The sequence below is a fragment of the Rubritalea sp. genome (genome assembly GCF_039830215.1).
Taxonomy (GTDB): domain Bacteria; phylum Verrucomicrobiota; class Verrucomicrobiia; order Verrucomicrobiales; family Akkermansiaceae; genus Rubritalea.
In genome coordinates, this window is record NZ_JBDOPO010000067.1 from 1 (window position 1) to 15,623 (window position 15,623).

The window sequence follows — 15,623 nt, forward strand, 5'->3', positions numbered from 1 at the left end:
CTTCCAGAGGGCTTCACTGTCTTCAGCCTCGCTAGTAATCTTAGAAAACGACTTAGAAGCTCAAACATGTGCGAGACGCTCAATAGCTGCATTAAGCGCAGAACTAGAGTCGTCGGACTCTTTCCAAACGAAGCCTCATTAGAGCGCCTAGTTACAGCAGTTCTGATGGACATATCAGAAGACTGGGAAACAGGAAAAACCTATCTCACTCTCAACTAAAACAACAAAAAATAGCAGCTTCAACCCTAACCTAAATGAGCTTTTACAGACAAAAACTTGCGCAGCCGACTATGATTTCGGTAAAATGACCGTGGAACAATCCTACTACAATTCGGGTGTGGCCGCCTCAAATGAAAGTCACTAATCACTCGGCTATAAAATGAACCAAGATACACTCAAGAACTGATCATTCAAAGCCTGAGCGATCATCACTTAATTATTATTTACATTTAGAACCGGTGAGATGATGTTTCTGGCATGTCTGAGATCTACGACTCATTGAAATCAATTTTATTGGAAAAGTCAGTGCGCACTGGCGAGTTCACTCTCGCGTCTGGTGCTAAATCTGACCTTTATATCGACTGCCGCGTGACAGCGCTTGATCCAGTTGGAGCCAGTCTTATAGGACAAGAAGGATGGCAGGCTGTGCGTGAGCGCATTCACGCTGAAGGGCTCGATATCGACGCCATTGGCGGTATGACCATGGGAGCTGATCCCATTTCTCTGGCTGTCGGAATGACATCAGCGATGGAGCACCCTGACGAAATGATCCAGGTGTTCAATATACGCAAGGAGCCAAAGGGCCACGGACGCGGCAAGCAAATCGAAGGAAACTTCAAGTCCGGCGACCGAGTCGTGGTAGTAGATGACGTGATCACAACTGGAGGTTCAACCATCCAGGCTATCGATGTGATCGAAGCCGCTGGCGGCGTGGTTCAGTTCGCCCTCGTGCTTGTCGACCGCGAAGAAGGTGGCCGTTCAGCTATCGAAGCGCGAGGTATCCCAGTAGTGTCGCTCTACTCACGCCGCACATTGCTCAACGAGTAGTAACCTTTCTAATCCGTTTTAACAAAAGCTTCTGTCTGTAATGGATGGAAGCTTTTTGTTTAGCGGCCGTCGTCTGGAGTGCTGTGGCTCGACACCGCTCTCTGGACAGGGCGCGGCTTGACGCGCGCGGTCGGGGATCTCGGCCTAGAAGCTTTTCATCGCCAAATAAACCTGCGCCCATTTGATAGTTGATCCGCGCCTCATGTGTCGAGCCCCATCCTACCACAGAGAGCTGAAACGAGCCTCACCAGTCCAAAGATGAATCAACGCAACCGATTGCCCACTTTTTGGCAATAAAAAAGCCTTTCAACGAATAGTTGAAAGGCTAGGGCGCTTTTTCTTTGCTACTGGGCCGTGTGCTACTGGGCCGCGAGGGTCACTTCAGTTTCTTCTTCTTTTGCTGTCTCTGTATCAATACCTTCGGCTGAGGCGTGGAGGTCTTTGACTGCTGGTGTGCTGCGGTAGCTGGAGATATCCACAGTGTGGTTGTAGGCAGCTGCAAGCCATACTCCAAGTAGGAGTAGTGAAGAAGTGAGAAAGAGTTTGATCTTCATAAATAAGTAGCGCTTGGCGAAAGTTAAGTTTGGTTGATGATGTCTGCATCTTTTTCAGCAGTTGTAAAGCTAGAAGTTGCATTGAAGACGTTGCCTTTGCTTGCTATGTTTGAGCTTGTCAACCGTAGAAGAGCGCTTTTAGCGCTTATGTACACTGATGACACGAGGGGAGCTAGTATTACCGTAGCGATCAACGCTTGAGACAGCGATGGCGTCAGGTGCGCCTTTGAGGCTGATGCTGCGTTGGGAAACTACCGCTAAGGAGTGCCAAGTGTTCCCGTAGCGGGCTTGCACAGCAAAGTTCTGGCAGCCTAATTCTCGACCAATATTGACTGTGGTATTACCGCGTGAGCTTTGCGCTCCGAGTGTGGGGGGCTTCGGTGCATTCTTAGAAATCCACGGCATCGGGGGGACGAGTGCTGGCACCGCGTAGGCACCGCGTTGAAGACTATTGGTGATTCCACCACGGTTTTGCATGAGTGATTTCATGCTCCAGTGGATCGCGCCAGCCCAGTTGCGACCGATGCTGCGGCTGTAGTTGACCTGCTTGACGATCTCCGAGGCTGGTCGGCCGGGGTCATCAGTGCTTTTGATCCGTGCGGTAGCGATGCCGGGCCAGACAGGGCGCGTTCCTTGTTGACGCCACCATGTGAGCAGTGCGCTGAATGATTGCTTGCGAGGTTCGTCACGCCAGTAAAGCTGCGGAGAGAGATAGTCGAGCCAGCCATTCTTGAGCCATTTCCTAGAGTCGGCACAAAGGTGGTCGTAGGCGTCGATCCCTGCTTCGATCCCTGCTGGGACACCAGGTTTCCAAATGCCAAATGGGCTGATGCCGACGCGGACCCATGGCTTGTTCGCTTTGATTGATGTGTACATATTTTTGACAAATGCATCGACGTAGCCGCGGCGCTGAGCGTTGGTTTTTCCATCGGGGAAGTTGGGGACCGGACTGCCATTGACCACTGTTGGGTAAGGGTAGAAATAGTCATCGAGGTGAACTCCATCGATGTCATAGCGTTTGACCACATCCATGATCACAGCGAGTGCGCGCTTCTGGGTGAATGAGTCGGCAGGGTTGAGCCATTTGTAAGTTTTGTAGGTTTTGACGTGCTGCGGGTGGGTGCGGCTCACATGGTCGCGCGAGACTGGATGGTCTTTATTGGGCAGAGCTCGGAATGGGTTGAACCAGGCGTGGACCTCGATCCCGCGGGCGTGGGCTTCGCTGATGCAAAAGCAGAGGGGGTCGTAGCCTGGTGACTTGCCCATGGTTCCAGTCAGCCAATGGCTCCATGGCTCGTGGTTGGATTTGTAGAGCGCATCAGCATTTGGACGGACCTGAAAGATGATCGCGTTGAGGTTGAGGCTTTTGGCTTTATCCAGTACAGCGATCATTTCAGTCTTTTGCGCGGACGCGCTGAGACCCTTTTTACTGGGCCAATCAATGTTGTACACAGTGGCTAACCAAGCGGCGCGAAATTCGCGTGGGAATGCGGGAGGTTGCTCACTACTAGGGGCGTAGTGCTGCGCTTGAAGTTGGCTGACGGCTGCGAGTAAAATGAGGAAAATGCGTATCACGCAAAAGCACTAACAAGCAGATCTAATCAGCTCCATTGAAAAATGAAAAATGGGTGAGAAACTCATTTGTATTTATTCGATACGCTAACCATACCCAGTTATTGTGTCCTTGGAATGCTGAGGCCATACTCAACTCTTGAGAACAAGTGTGGCTAGACAGATGGTAGCGGGAGATTTCAGTGTGCAGCCCCGAGGGGCCAAGCTGGCGATATGAAGCCAGTTGTTTGTAGCTGGCGGGTCGAGCTTTGTTGATTGGGGGAGCTATGAGCGGGCAGTCCCACGCGCATAAGGCCGCGCACGCAGCAGAGCGTTGCCGAGCCACACGAAGTTCAGATCATTAAATGTTAGAGGGGTGGCCTAGACGGTCTTACTACTGATAATGCTCAAGAATACCATCGACTATCGCACTGGCGGCGAGCGACTGGTACCATGAGCGATTGCACTTCTGGCGCTCCGAGTAGTTCGATATGTAGCCACACTCTACGAGTACAGCTGGGCAGGTAGTTTTGTTGAGCACTGCATATTGGCTGCCTAGTCGAGTCTTTCGATTCTTGAGCTGAAGCTTCTGAATCATCTTTGACTGAATCGATTCCGCGAGTCTCTTACCGCTGGAGCTGGCGTAGTATGTTTCCACGCCATGGACGTATTTGTGTGTGGTTGCATTGAAGTGAATGCTGACGAAAAGTGCATTACGCTTAGAGTTTGAAATTTGTGCTCGTCGGCTCAGAGTGACCCATTTGTCACTACGGCGAGTCATGGTTACTGGGATTCCGCGTGCTTTAAGAAGCGTTTCAACCTTGCGTGCAACCTTGAGGTTGAGATCAGATTCTCTGACGCCTCCCCAGATAGCCCCCTTGTCTTTGCCGCCATGCCCAGCATCAATCACCACGTTTCTATAGCCTCCAGCATGGAGCATTCCATTGCCGATAAGGAAGCAAAGAGCGAAGATGAGAGATCGATAGATTTTAGGCATAAACAGCAGTGGAGTAAGGAAGTTTTTAAAATTATGGTTGGAAGGTGTCAAATTGTTTTTTAAATAAGTAAAATATTTGGAAAAGTTTATAAAAGACGTCTTAAGTCATACTGTGCGTGTGAAGGCTCAAGCTTGCACAGGCTGGCACGCCCCCTCCGAGGCGTCCGACTAGGTTGACTAATCTGAAACCTTGGCTTTTATCTGAGCCAATAAGCATCGTGACTCCCTATGCTAGCCATGACCATTAAGGATGGGTGTGTCGCTTAGCCCAATGGTAAATGCTGCGTGACGTCATGCAGCGCTAGTGAGGTACCACAAAAAATGCCCGCAAGCTGAGAGCGTTGCGGGCATTGTGAGATGAGTTGTTTCTCGGAGTTCTAGGACAGCTCAGTGACTGCGCGCTGGATACGGCGAACTGATTCTACTTGGCCTAGGATCTCGAGGATGGCTCCGAGGTCTGGGCCGCCGGATGCTCCAGTGAGTGCCACGCGTGTCGGGAACATGAGTTGGCCCGGCTTGGCTCCATTAGCTTTGGCTGTGGCCCCGATGGTGGATTTTGCTTCAGCCCAATCGCTGAGGCCAGAAAGTGCTTCAGCTAGTTTTTCTAGCAGTCCAGCAGCGGCTTCATTCTTTTTGAGCTTCTCGACAGTTTCCGCATCAAATGGATATTCAGCGTCGTAGAAGAAGGCGATCATTGCTGGAACTTCAGTGAGCAGGCGAACCTTTTCCTGGATGGAGGCTGCGATAGTGGTGTACTTGTTGTCGGTGGTGATACCAGCGGCATCGACGTAGGGTTTTGCTGCAGCAGAAAAGTCTTCAGCAGAAAGTTTGGCAACGTGTTGTTGGTTGACCCAACCGCATTTCTCAATGTCGAACTTTCCTGGAGCACGGTTGACTGACTCGATGGTGAATTTCTCGATCAGTTCGGCTGGGGAGAATATTTCATTTTCATCTTTCGGCGACCAACCTAGCAATGCGAGGAAATTGAAGACCGCTTCGCTAGTGTACCCCTGAGTGGCGTATTCGCCGATGGCTGCACCTTGATCGCGCTTGGACATCTTAGATCCATCCATGTTGAGGATGAGAGGAATGTGAGCGTACGCTGGCGGCTCCACGTCGAATGCATCAAAGAGTTGTAGGTGCTTCGGCGTGTTCATCAGGTGATCTTCACCACGAAGTACGTGCGTCATGCCCATTTCGATGTCATCCACAACATTGACGAAGTGGAAGGTATACGTGCCGTCGGAGCGTTTCACCACCATGTCTGGGTTGATCGATTCGTCTCGGTAATCGACGGTTACTTCTCCGCAAACGAGGTCGTTCATCACGATTGGTTTGCGCTCGAAACGGAAGCGATAGGCGCCAGCGTCTTCGTAAACGCGGTCCGCTGCGACGAGTTTTTCGAAGTAGCGATTGTAGATCTCCATGCGCTCGGATTGGTTGTACGGGCCAAATTCGCCGCCTTTATTAGGGCCTTCATCCCAGTCCATACCGAGCCAACTCATGCCTTCAAAGATTGCAGCGCGTGCTTCATCGGTATTACGCTCCTTGTCGGTGTCTTCGACGCGGAGGATGAAAGTTCCGCCGTGTTTGCGGGCAAAAAGGTAGTTGAAAAGGGCTGTACGGGCACCACCAACGTGGAGGTAACCAGTGGGTGAAGGTGCGAAGCGTGTGCGGACAGGTTTGCTCATGCCTGTGGTTTAGTAGAGCCTGCCGGAAAGTCCTAGCGCAAAAAGTAGAAATCTCAGCGCTATCGCGACCACGCGATCTGGTATGACCTTTGACTTAAGCCTGTGTAAGAAGGTCAAAAGGGTCAGTTAGCAAAGTCTGGGGACTTTGGGGAGAAAGGGGGAACGCTGGCTTGTGTTGAACCTGTTAGCTAGCTAGGCTGCGCTCTATGAAAAAGATCGCTGCTCACTGGCAGATTCTCATTGCTCTCGGCTTGGCTGTATTTTTAGGGGTTATTTTTAGAAATTTCTCAGCCTCTTATAGCCCTGATTCTAGCTTTGTCGCTTTCGCTTCGAAGGCTGTTGGTGTGAGCTCGTTTATCGGTGACCTGTTCATGAGCGCGCTCAAAATGATTATCGTACCACTAATTGTGAGCTCGATCATTGCAGGAATTGGAGCTCTCGGTGGAGTCAAAGGATTTGGGCGATTGGGACTCAAAACGATAGGCTTCTACGCACTCACCTCGCTGTCTGCTATTTTGGTGGGACTCGCAGTGGTAAATATGTTTGAGCCGGGCTTAGTGAATGGCCAACCTAATGAAGAAATTCGAGCAGCGTTTGACCGTAGTGCCGATCAAGCTTCAGTCCAACAAGTGGCGAAAGTAGCGAACGCGAATAAGGTGGAGGCCACTGACTACTGGGACTTTTTTAAGAAGCTTTTTCCTTCAAACATCATCAAGGCGGCATCGGATAATGGGCAGATGCTCGGTCTGATCGTATTTAGTATTTTGTTCGGAGTGGCGATGACTCGCTTGCCGTCGCGAGACATAAGTACCTTGCAAGGTGCGATTCAGGGGATCAATGATGTGATGATTCTGATCACGCAATGGATCATGATGCTGGCACCTATTGGTGTGTTTGCTCTAATGTTTCCTGTGGTCTACGAATCAGGGTGGAGAATTTTTATAGAAATGGGAAGTTACTTCGGGACCGTACTCACAGCTCTTGCGATTCATATGTTTATCACGCTGCCATTGATTTTGAAGTTCTTGGGAGGACTCAACCCTCTATCGCATTTTAAAGCGATGCAGACGGCTTTGCTTACCGCGTTTTCTACAGCATCCTCCTCAGCTACTCTGCCTTTGACCATGCGTTGTGTACAGGAAAATGCAGGTGTTAGCAGTCGTACTTCAAGCTTCACCTTGCCGCTCGGTGCCACGGTGAATATGGACGGCACAGCGCTCTACGAATGTGTCGCCGTTATTTTTGTGGCGCAGGTGATGGGGGTGGATCTGGCATTTGGAGCGCAATTCGTGATCGTTGTCGCAGCCTTGCTCACTAGTATTGGGGTTGCAGGTGTGCCTTCCGCAAGTCTTGTTGCTATCTTGTTGATCCTGAAAAACTCTAACATCGATGGAGCTGAAACTGCTGTGGTCGCCTTGCTTAGTGTTGACCGCCTGCTTGACATGTCGCGCACTGCAGTCAATGTGTTTGGAGATAGCTGTGCTGCTGTGGTTGTTGGAGCGAGTGAGGGGGAAAAAGTCCTCCAAGGCGACCTTCATCTCTTTGAGGACGATATCGAAACTGAAGAAGAGCATCTTTTACATAAAGACTAGATGACCACCGAACTCGTCATAGTCCTAGCTATATCGGCATTTTTTATTGGCGTTTCGAAAGCTGGATTCTCTGGGGTCTCACTGATCTCGGTTTTCTTGCTGGCTGAACATTTTGGAGCGAAGCAATCGCTCGGTGTGGCCTTGCCTATGTTGATTATGGCTGATCTGTTAGTATATCCAGCATACCGGAAATATGGTGGCTGGGGGCCAGTCTGGAAATTCCTGTGGCCGGCATTGATCGGTATTGGTTTTGCCCTCTGGGGGCTGAAGTCGTTTTCTAACGAAGCAGTCCGCGTCGTGATTGGGTTGATCATTTTGGGCATGGTGGGTATGCAGTTACTGCGAAAATGGGCACCTGAGCTTTTTGAGAAACTAGTTCACTCACATAGTTTTGGTATTGCCGCTGGTGTGAGTGGGGGAGTGGCAACGATGATGGCCAATGCCGCTGGGCCAATCATGCAACTCTACCTTCTGTCACGTAGGATGCCGAAAATGGAGTTGATGGGCGTTGGTGCTCGGTTCTTTTTGTTAGTAAATTTGCTGAAGCTGCCCCTCAGTGCAGGCCTTAGCCTGATGAGTTGGGAGTCCCTCAAGTGGAATTTTATAATGTTCCCCTTAGTAGCTCTCGGAGTGGTGCTCGGTAAGAAACTGTTAGTGAAAGTCCCTCAAAAAGCATTCGAGACCATGGTCGTGGTCTTTGCTTTGATCGCGGGACTTAGGTTAGTCAGTGGCAGTTAGCCTTGGAGCCTCAAGCCCCAGCTGGGCAGTTATAGGCTGAGCTGATCTAGGGTTCTCTGATTTTGCTCAGACTAGTCAGTATTCTCTCCAATCACTTCACGCGGAGAGAAGAACACATCAGCTACAAGGCTCTTACGGTTCTGTTTTCTGGGTATTTATCCAGCTGCTCATCATTGTTATGATCTCTTTAATGTGGAGCTGATCTAGTATATTGGGGTGTTAGACCCTCGTAGGGTAATTACTCATCCGCGATCAACTGAGACTCAGCTTCCCGTGCGAAAATGGCAATATGGCGGTCGACCGATTTATTGGGGGCGTCGTTGATGATCCGCGACTTTGGGTTGCGGATGCTGGTGGTGAGTGTTCCACCCATGGCGCTGATTGCTTGGACTGCTTGCAGGTGTTCGCGGTCGAAGTAGGAGGTGATGACTAGGATTCCGTTGTCGTTGAGCCGGTGTAGTGCGTTATCGTAGATTCTGTGCCAGGCCTCTGCGCCATTCCAGTAGTTTTGGTGGCGGATAAAAACGACGTCATAGGGGCCGTCCAGTTGGTGAATGTGGGCTATATGACTGGCATCTTGGGTGTAGAATTGAGTCTTGGCTGACGCCATCTTTCCCCAGCGTTGTTTGGCCTCACCGATTTCGCGATTGCGGATGTCGATGCCGGTGATTTCTAACTGTTGGCAATGAGGGGTGAGCGAGTCGACTAGGGTGCCGGTCTCATCGGCCCTGCCGCAGGCTATGTTCAGTAGTCTTATTTCTGATAGCTGAGAGCGGAAGTGATCTCTTAGTAGTGGCGCCAGCAAATATTTTAGCTGGAGGAGGTCGGCTTGCGTGTGTTGGTTGGAGAAGGCTAGTGGCATTGGTCGGTGTTTCTTAGCTTAGCCTACGGTAAATGACGATGGATAGTTTCAGCTCTGCGTTTATTTAGGTTACAGCAGCATAAAATGTTGGGGAGTCGAGGCACGTGTGCTAGAGATTGGGTATGCAGTGCTGCTTTCAGATTTTTATCGCTCTTGTGTGGATTCAGTTTCTTAGTGCTTCTGACGATGCTAAGGCGGACCCCGTTCGGTCTGCTGAAAGTGGTGAGACTTATGCGGGGAAGGTTGTGGTCTTAAAAGTTGGAAAGGATTCGCTGATGAATAAGCATTCTTTCAAATACTGGCGCAAAGTGATGCGCCGAGCTCAGGATGAAAAGGCGCGTGCTATTATTTTCGATATTGATACTCCAGGTGGCTACGCTGGCGAGACTGCGGACTTGATCACGCGGGTGATGCCTGACCTGACGATTCCGTCGATTGCCTTTGTCAACCCAGAGGCAACCAGCGCGGGGTCGATGATAGCTTTCGGCTGTGACAAAATTTACATGCACCCACGCGGTACGATTGGTTCTACTGGGATAGTCTCTGGTAGCGGTGGCACCATTGATCCTGTGATGCGCTCGAAGATCGAGTCTCTGTTTTCTTCCTATGTGAAAATAGTGGCTAAGGAAAAGGGTCGGAATGCGGAGGTGATGAAGGCTATGATGTTCCGCGAGCAAGAATATGAGTTTGCCGAGGGCGAGGTGAAGGTTCCAAAGGGGGAATTACTCAATTTGGTAGCCGATGAGGCTGTGTTGGAGCACGAGGGAAAGCCGCTGCTGGCGGATGGAATATGCGATGATCTCGCTGCGGTGCTCGCTGCTGAGGGGATGGAGGGTGTCGAGGCTGTGCGTGCTGAGCCCAGAGGTTTTGATGCGTTCGCATCTTGGGTAGGATTCGTCTCACCGATGTTGATTAGTGTGGGGTTACTCGCTTTATTTATGGAGTTTAAAACTCCTGGGGTGGGCATTTTTGGTTTGGTTGCACTGGTTGCCTTCGCTTTGTTTTTTGTAGGCAATAACTTGGATGGCAATGTTTCAGGTTCTTGGTTGTTTGTATTGTTTATAGCGGGGGGGATTCTGGTTATTTTAGAATTTTGGGTGATTCCGGGAACCTTTGTGGCTGGAACTGTGGGGGTAGTGATGATGGGCGTGGCCCTGGTATTAGCGATGGTGGATGTGGATATGCTGGATAGTTTTAAAGATACTCAATACGGGTTGATTAGCTTTAGCGCTCTAGTCGGCTATCCTATTATTTATATGACTATAGGGCTAGCAGTGGCTGTTCTGGGGAGTATTTTAACCATGCGTTACATGCCGTCCCTGCCGATGTATAGTTCGTTATCTGTGAGCAAGACTTTGCCTCCTGGAACTGGTGAGGAAAATTGCAATTCCGAGTTGGTCGGGAAGCAAGGTATCGCTGTGACTCAGTTGCGTCCTGCTGGGCGGGTTAAGATTGGAGATTCTGTGTATGAAGTGACATCACAACATGGTTTTGTGGAGCCGAATACGGCTGTGCAGGTAGTTTCTGCTGATGGAATGAGGATTTTAGTGGATCTGGTTGGGTGATGTCTGCTTGTATAAGGAATGCAGGGGAATAGCTCATTTCAGGCCACGCGCTGGACATTGGTTCAGCGTATTAAGGAGGCAAACGCAGTGGATGCGCAGGAGGCTCTTAATACTCTATGTAGTATGTATTGGAGGCCTCTCTATGCGTTCGCTCGAGGCTACGGGCGTAGTATGGAAGATGCCGAAGATGTGGTGCAGGGGTTTCTAGCTAAAGGGATTGAGAAGGCATTGTTTGCTGCTGCCGATAAGGATAAGGGAAAAATGCGCACCTTCTTGCTTACCGCATTTAAACGTTATCTACGAGACGAGCACGTCAAGAGCGTCGCTTTGAAGCGTGGCGACGGCAAGGTGGATACCACGGATATTGCGGCGGAAGAGGAGCGCTGGGCTGATAGTGAAGCTACAGACCCAACCGCGAGCTTTGATAAGCGCTGGGCAATCATTGTGGTGGAAAGCGCGCGCGAACAACTTCAGAAGAAGTACGCGAGTGAAGGTAAGTCTGAGCTTTACAAAGCCTTGGCCGATAGTTTGACTGGTGAGTTAGAAGAAGGGTATCAAAGCGTTGCTGACCGACTGGATATTTCGCTTTCAGCGGTAAAGGTGGGAGTGCATCGCTTGCGCAAGAGGTTTGGTGAAATGCTGCGAGCTGAGATAGTGGAAACTATCGGTGAAGGTGAGGACCCTGACCGTGAACTGCGCTACCTAATCGGTATCCTCAGTGATTAGTTTTCTGCTTTTGTGATGGGAGATGGGTCATTAGAAAAATCAGAGGCGCAAAAGATGCTTGCGTGGGCATTGACTGAGAAGCTTGATGGCGTGGGGACCACTGCTGATCCAGACCTTCCGGGGTTTGATGTGCTAGGGGTGCTAGGGCGCGGTGGCATGGGCACAGTTTATAAGGCGATGCACCACGGATTGGGGCGTGTGGTTGCTCTGAAAGTTTTCAGCGCGAGGGGGATTGACCAAGATTTGTTTATTGAGAGATTGAAGCGTGAGGGACGCCTGATGGCTCAGCTAGAACATCCGAATGTACTGGGGATTCACGATGGCGACGTGTTGACTGATGGCACTCCTTACTTAGTTCTCGAGTATGTGAATGGTGAAGATCTACAGAAACGTATTTATGAATGTAATCGATTAACACTTAAGGAGGCTATCCGCATAGCGGTGAAAGTTTGTAATGGTCTTTCCGCTGTGCACTCCCTAGGGGTGATCCACCGCGATATCAAACCTGCTAATGTTTTGCTTGGTATCGATGGATCAGTGAAGGTGACGGACTTTGGTGTGTCGAAGGAGACTTCTGCTGATAATAATACGGCGTTGACTATGACAGGAACTGCGATCGGAACTGTCGATTATATGTCACCGGAGCAATCCAATGGGGGAGACGTTGATGCGCGTGCTGATATCTATAGTGTGGGGGTGCTTCTCTATGAAATGGTTGCAGGGGTAACCCCGAGAGGGGCATTCGAGCCACTTGGTAAATATGGTGCGCCTAAGGATTTAGAGAAGCTTGTGATGCGTTGTCTTCAGCGCGATCCAGAAAAGCGCCCAGCATCGGCCTCTAATGTGGCACTGCAGTTAAAGAAAATTTACAAACAACTCCGTGGCCGAAAGGTGCGCGATGCAAGCAGTGGAATCTATTCAGGTTTGGCAGGTGTTATGTGTCTTGGTATATTGGCTATGTTTGTCGCTAGAGAGATGCGTGATAAAAATGAAGATGAAACTTTAACCTCTAGTCCTATTTTGGCTACTGCGCCATTGTCGGTGGGGCGTGAGGTTGGAGTGTGGGTGGATCTGACAAAGGGGCTCGATGTGCGTGACGCGACACGGAGCGGTCAGTGGTGGAATGCTGATGGGACGCTTATATCCAACGATAAACCCGGAACCCTGATTCAGTTAAATACCCAACCAACGGGATCCTATTCAGTAGAGTACGCCTTCACGCGGGTATCCGGTGATGGAGACATCGTGCTAATGGTCCCGAGCTCAGTCGGTTTGCTTTCTGTGAGTCTAGGCCAAAACTCGGTCCAGATTCCAGAGCTAGGGGGGGGAAATCGTGGGGTAGCTGAGCGGAGAATCCATAATCTTCAACTGGGTGCGTGCTATCGTGTGGTGATCGATGTTACTGATTCAGAGATTATTGCAAGTGTTGATGGCCATATGTGGGCCGTGTGGAATCTCGGTGTGATTGAGGAACAAATACAGAGAAAGTGGCGCCGAACTGAAGAGGGTAAGATCGCGCTCGGCGTGGATGGTGCGCAAGTGCTTTTCAGTCAATTGCGCATAAAACTAAAATAATTTCTTTGTTTTAGAGCGATTTCATAGCTGCGGCTCAATTGGTGCCGCGGGTGGAGCTATAGTCTTTAAGATTTATTAAATATATATCTAACGACGCGTTTCAGCTTAGTGAAATGCAGCGGGTTGTGAGGATTCGCTAGTCATCAAATAATAGATGATTTTACCCAAAATAGGGCTTGCCAGATCGTATTTGCTGAATAGAGTCGCCGCCCCACAAAGTGTCTTGAAATATATAGTTTAAGCCATTTTCATCGAGAAATTAACAAATAGTATACAATGCCGACTATTAATCAGCTCGTCCGTAAAGGACGTAAAACACCAGTAGAGCAGTCAAAGTCACGTGCTCTCAATTCCTGCCCACAGCGCCGTGGAGTCTGCCTTCAGGTAATGACGCGTACGCCAAAGAAGCCTAACTCAGCCCTCCGTAAGGTGGCCAAAGTACGTCTTACCAACGGTAAGGAAGTAATGGCATACATCGGTGGTGAAGGTCACAACCTTCAGGAGCACTCAATCGTCCTCGTTCGCGGTGGTCGAGTGAAGGATCTTCCTGGTGTTCGTTACCACATCGTTCGCGGAGCTCTTGATACCCTCGGTGTCACAGATCGTAAGCAGTCCCGCTCTAAGTATGGTGCTAAGCGTCCTAAGAAGTAATTCTACTTCAATTCAATCAATCTAAATAACTAACTGAAATTTCATTATGGCACGCCGTAGAAAAGTTCACGCTAAAAAAGATCGTCGCGATGCACGTTACGATAGCCAGCTCGTAGGTACCCTCATTGCTAAGGTGATGCAGGACGGTAAGCGCTCAATTGCTGAGCGTATCGTATACAACGCAATCGAAGCAGCAAACGAAGGTGTTGACACTGTTGATCCTCTTGAGGTCATCACTCGCGCAATCGAAAACTCAAAGCCTCGCGTTGAGGTTAAATCCCGCCGTGTTGGTGGTGCTACTTACCAGGTGCCTCTCGAGGTTGCTCCTGATCGTTCCGAGTCTCTCGCTATGCGTTGGATCGTAACATTCGCCCGCAACAAAAAAGGGGTTCCTATGCACAAAGCTCTCGGTAACGAGATCAAAGACGCAGCCAACAATACTGGTGCTGCAGTGCGCAAGCGCGACGATATGCACAAGATGGCTCAAGCCAACCGTGCATTCGCTCACTTCCGCTTCTAATTGAAGTAGATACTGTAGAAGTAACGTAATTCTTTCCGAATGTCATCTAATCTCAATTCTGTAGACCGTCCATACCCCTTGTTGCAAACGCGCAACATCGGTATTGCGGCGCATATTGATGCGGGTAAGACGACTCTTACTGAACGAATCCTCTTCTACACAGGCATGATTCACAAAATCGGTGAGGTGCACGATGGTGCTGCCACAACCGACCACATGGAGCAAGAGCGTGAACGTGGGATTACAATCACCTCAGCAGCGGTGACTTGTGAGTGGGTTCAAAAACCCAACAATGGTATTACGAAGCTTTTCCAAGACGAAAAGCAGCGAGTCAATATCATCGATACTCCAGGTCACGTCGACTTTACCGCTGAGGTGGAGCGCTCTCTTCGTGTACTCGATGGCGCGGTCGTTGTATTTTGCGGTGTCGCAGGCGTTCAGCCACAGACTGAGACAGTCTGGCGACAAGCCAATAAATATGACGTACCTCGTATCGTATTTGTGAACAAAATGGACCGCACTGGTGCAGACTTCAACAATGTCCTAAAGGATGTGCGTGAGAAGCTTGACGCTACTGCCGCGGCCGTCTTGATCCCTATCGGCTCCGAAGATGACCTTCGTGGCCAAATTGATGTGGTTAATCAAAAAGCAGTCATCTATTCGGATGATGATAAGATTGGTTCCACATTCACTATCGAAGATCTCGATGGTGAGTTGCAACTCATAGCTGAAACAGCACGTGAAGAACTCCTCGAGGTGGTAGCTGATCTCGATGATGTTCTTGGTGAGATGTTCCTCATGGAAGAGGAAATTACAAATGCAGATCTCAAGTCTGCGATTCGCCGTCTTACGATAGCGAATAAATTTATTCCAGTTTCTGGTGGTTCAGCCTTTAAGAATAAAGGTGTTCAGTTTCTGGTGGATGCAGTGATTGACTACTTACCGAGTCCAGTCGATGTTGTTCCAGCCCAAGGTCAAAAAGTAGATGACGAGAACGCCGTTGTTCTGGCAACCGCTGACGACAATGCACCATTCTGTTCCTTAGCGTTTAAGCTCTGGGCTGATAAATTTGTTGGCAAGCTCGTCTTTTTCCGTGTCTACTCAGGTACGGTTTCTAAGGGAGACATGGTTCTTAACCCGCGCACTGGCAAACAGGAGCGAGTTTCGCGTCTTATCCAAATGCAGGCAGACAAGCATATCGAGATTGAAACCTGCTATTCAGGTGATATCGCTGCTTTTGTTGGAATTAAGAATGTGACTACTGGCGACACTCTGTGTGCCAAGAAGTTTGATATACTCCTTGAACCACCAACATTCCCTGAGCCCGTTATTGCAATGGCCGTTGAACCCCGCACTAAGGCTGATCAGGATAAAATGGGGCTAGGTCTTGCGCGTCTCCAAGAAGAAGATCCTACATTTATAGTGAAAACTGACGAAGATACTGGTCAGTGCATTATCGCTGGTATGGGTGAACTTCACCTCGAGGTGATTGTCGATCGACTCAAGCGCGAGTTCAAAGTGGACGCAAGAACAGGTACCCCGCAAATCGCTTAC

The 15,623-nt window shown here is 49.7% G+C and carries 15 protein-coding genes; 10 read left to right on the forward strand and 5 right to left on the reverse strand.

Annotation, left to right across the window (positions count from 1 at the left end):
• The coding region (locus tag ABGY95_RS01935) for a transposase (protein ID WP_347439992.1) at window positions 1–219 on the forward strand (219 nt) is incomplete at its 5' end.
• Between the two features lie 258 nt (window positions 220–477).
• A complete protein-coding gene (gene pyrE, locus ABGY95_RS01940; protein ID WP_347439993.1) occupies window positions 478–1,047 on the forward strand; it encodes an orotate phosphoribosyltransferase in 570 nt (189 codons plus the stop codon).
• A gap of 359 nt (window positions 1,048–1,406) precedes the next feature.
• On the opposite strand, the gene ABGY95_RS01945 is transcribed toward pyrE, so the two are convergent.
• The 4 genes from ABGY95_RS01945 to ABGY95_RS01960 form a co-directional block, all read right to left on the reverse strand.
• Complete coding sequence (locus ABGY95_RS01945; RefSeq protein ID WP_347439994.1) at window positions 1,407–1,601, reverse strand: hypothetical protein; 195 nt, start codon at window positions 1,599–1,601, stop codon at window positions 1,407–1,409.
• Window positions 1,602–1,739: 138 nt separating this feature from the next.
• Complete coding sequence (locus ABGY95_RS01950) at window positions 1,740–3,176, reverse strand: family 10 glycosylhydrolase (protein WP_347439995.1); 1,437 nt, start codon at window positions 3,174–3,176, stop codon at window positions 1,740–1,742.
• Between the two features lie 370 nt (window positions 3,177–3,546).
• Window positions 3,547–4,149 (reverse strand): N-acetylmuramoyl-L-alanine amidase, encoded by a 603-nt coding sequence (locus ABGY95_RS01955; protein ID WP_347439996.1) that lies wholly within the window; start codon window positions 4,147–4,149, stop codon window positions 3,547–3,549.
• 377 nt (window positions 4,150–4,526) lie between these two features.
• The gene (locus ABGY95_RS01960; protein WP_347439997.1) at window positions 4,527–5,840 is read right to left on the reverse strand and encodes a glutamate--tRNA ligase family protein; all 1,314 of its coding nucleotides are present in this window, start codon (window positions 5,838–5,840) and stop codon (window positions 4,527–4,529) included.
• A 206-nt stretch (window positions 5,841–6,046) separates the two neighbouring features.
• On the opposite strand from ABGY95_RS01960, the gene ABGY95_RS01965 reads away from it, so the two are divergent.
• Window positions 6,047–7,432: a dicarboxylate/amino acid:cation symporter gene (locus ABGY95_RS01965; RefSeq protein WP_347439999.1), complete on the forward strand. Its 1,386-nt coding sequence runs from the start codon at window positions 6,047–6,049 to the stop codon at window positions 7,430–7,432.
• Window positions 7,433–8,170: a sulfite exporter TauE/SafE family protein gene (locus ABGY95_RS01970; RefSeq protein ID WP_347440000.1), complete on the forward strand. Its 738-nt coding sequence runs from the start codon at window positions 7,433–7,435 to the stop codon at window positions 8,168–8,170.
• 238 nt (window positions 8,171–8,408) lie between these two features.
• Here ABGY95_RS01970 and ABGY95_RS01975 read toward each other — a convergent pair whose 3' ends face one another.
• Window positions 8,409–9,032: a class I SAM-dependent methyltransferase gene (locus tag ABGY95_RS01975; RefSeq protein ID WP_347440001.1), complete on the reverse strand. Its 624-nt coding sequence runs from the start codon at window positions 9,030–9,032 to the stop codon at window positions 8,409–8,411.
• Window positions 9,033–9,307: 275 nt separating this feature from the next.
• On the opposite strand from ABGY95_RS01975, the gene ABGY95_RS01980 reads away from it, so the two are divergent.
• The 6 genes from ABGY95_RS01980 to fusA all read left to right on the forward strand — a co-directional run.
• A complete protein-coding gene (locus ABGY95_RS01980) occupies window positions 9,308–10,597 on the forward strand; it encodes an NfeD family protein (RefSeq protein WP_347440002.1) in 1,290 nt (429 codons plus the stop codon).
• Window positions 10,598–10,615: 18 nt separating this feature from the next.
• Entirely contained in the window at window positions 10,616–11,323 is a 708-nt protein-coding gene (locus ABGY95_RS01985; protein ID WP_347440003.1) for a sigma-70 family RNA polymerase sigma factor, read from the forward strand.
• A gap of 54 nt (window positions 11,324–11,377) precedes the next feature.
• Entirely contained in the window at window positions 11,378–12,898 is a 1,521-nt protein-coding gene (locus ABGY95_RS01990; RefSeq protein ID WP_347440004.1) for a serine/threonine-protein kinase, read from the forward strand.
• A 276-nt stretch (window positions 12,899–13,174) separates the two neighbouring features.
• Window positions 13,175–13,549 (forward strand): 30S ribosomal protein S12, encoded by a 375-nt coding sequence (gene rpsL / locus ABGY95_RS01995; RefSeq protein ID WP_347440005.1) that lies wholly within the window; start codon window positions 13,175–13,177, stop codon window positions 13,547–13,549.
• 46 nt (window positions 13,550–13,595) lie between these two features.
• The gene (gene rpsG, locus ABGY95_RS02000; RefSeq protein WP_347440006.1) at window positions 13,596–14,069 is read left to right on the forward strand and encodes a 30S ribosomal protein S7; all 474 of its coding nucleotides are present in this window, start codon (window positions 13,596–13,598) and stop codon (window positions 14,067–14,069) included.
• A gap of 39 nt (window positions 14,070–14,108) precedes the next feature.
• Window positions 14,109–15,623 (forward strand): elongation factor G (gene fusA, locus ABGY95_RS02005; RefSeq protein WP_347440007.1); only part of this gene is annotated, 1,515 nt, incomplete at its 3' end.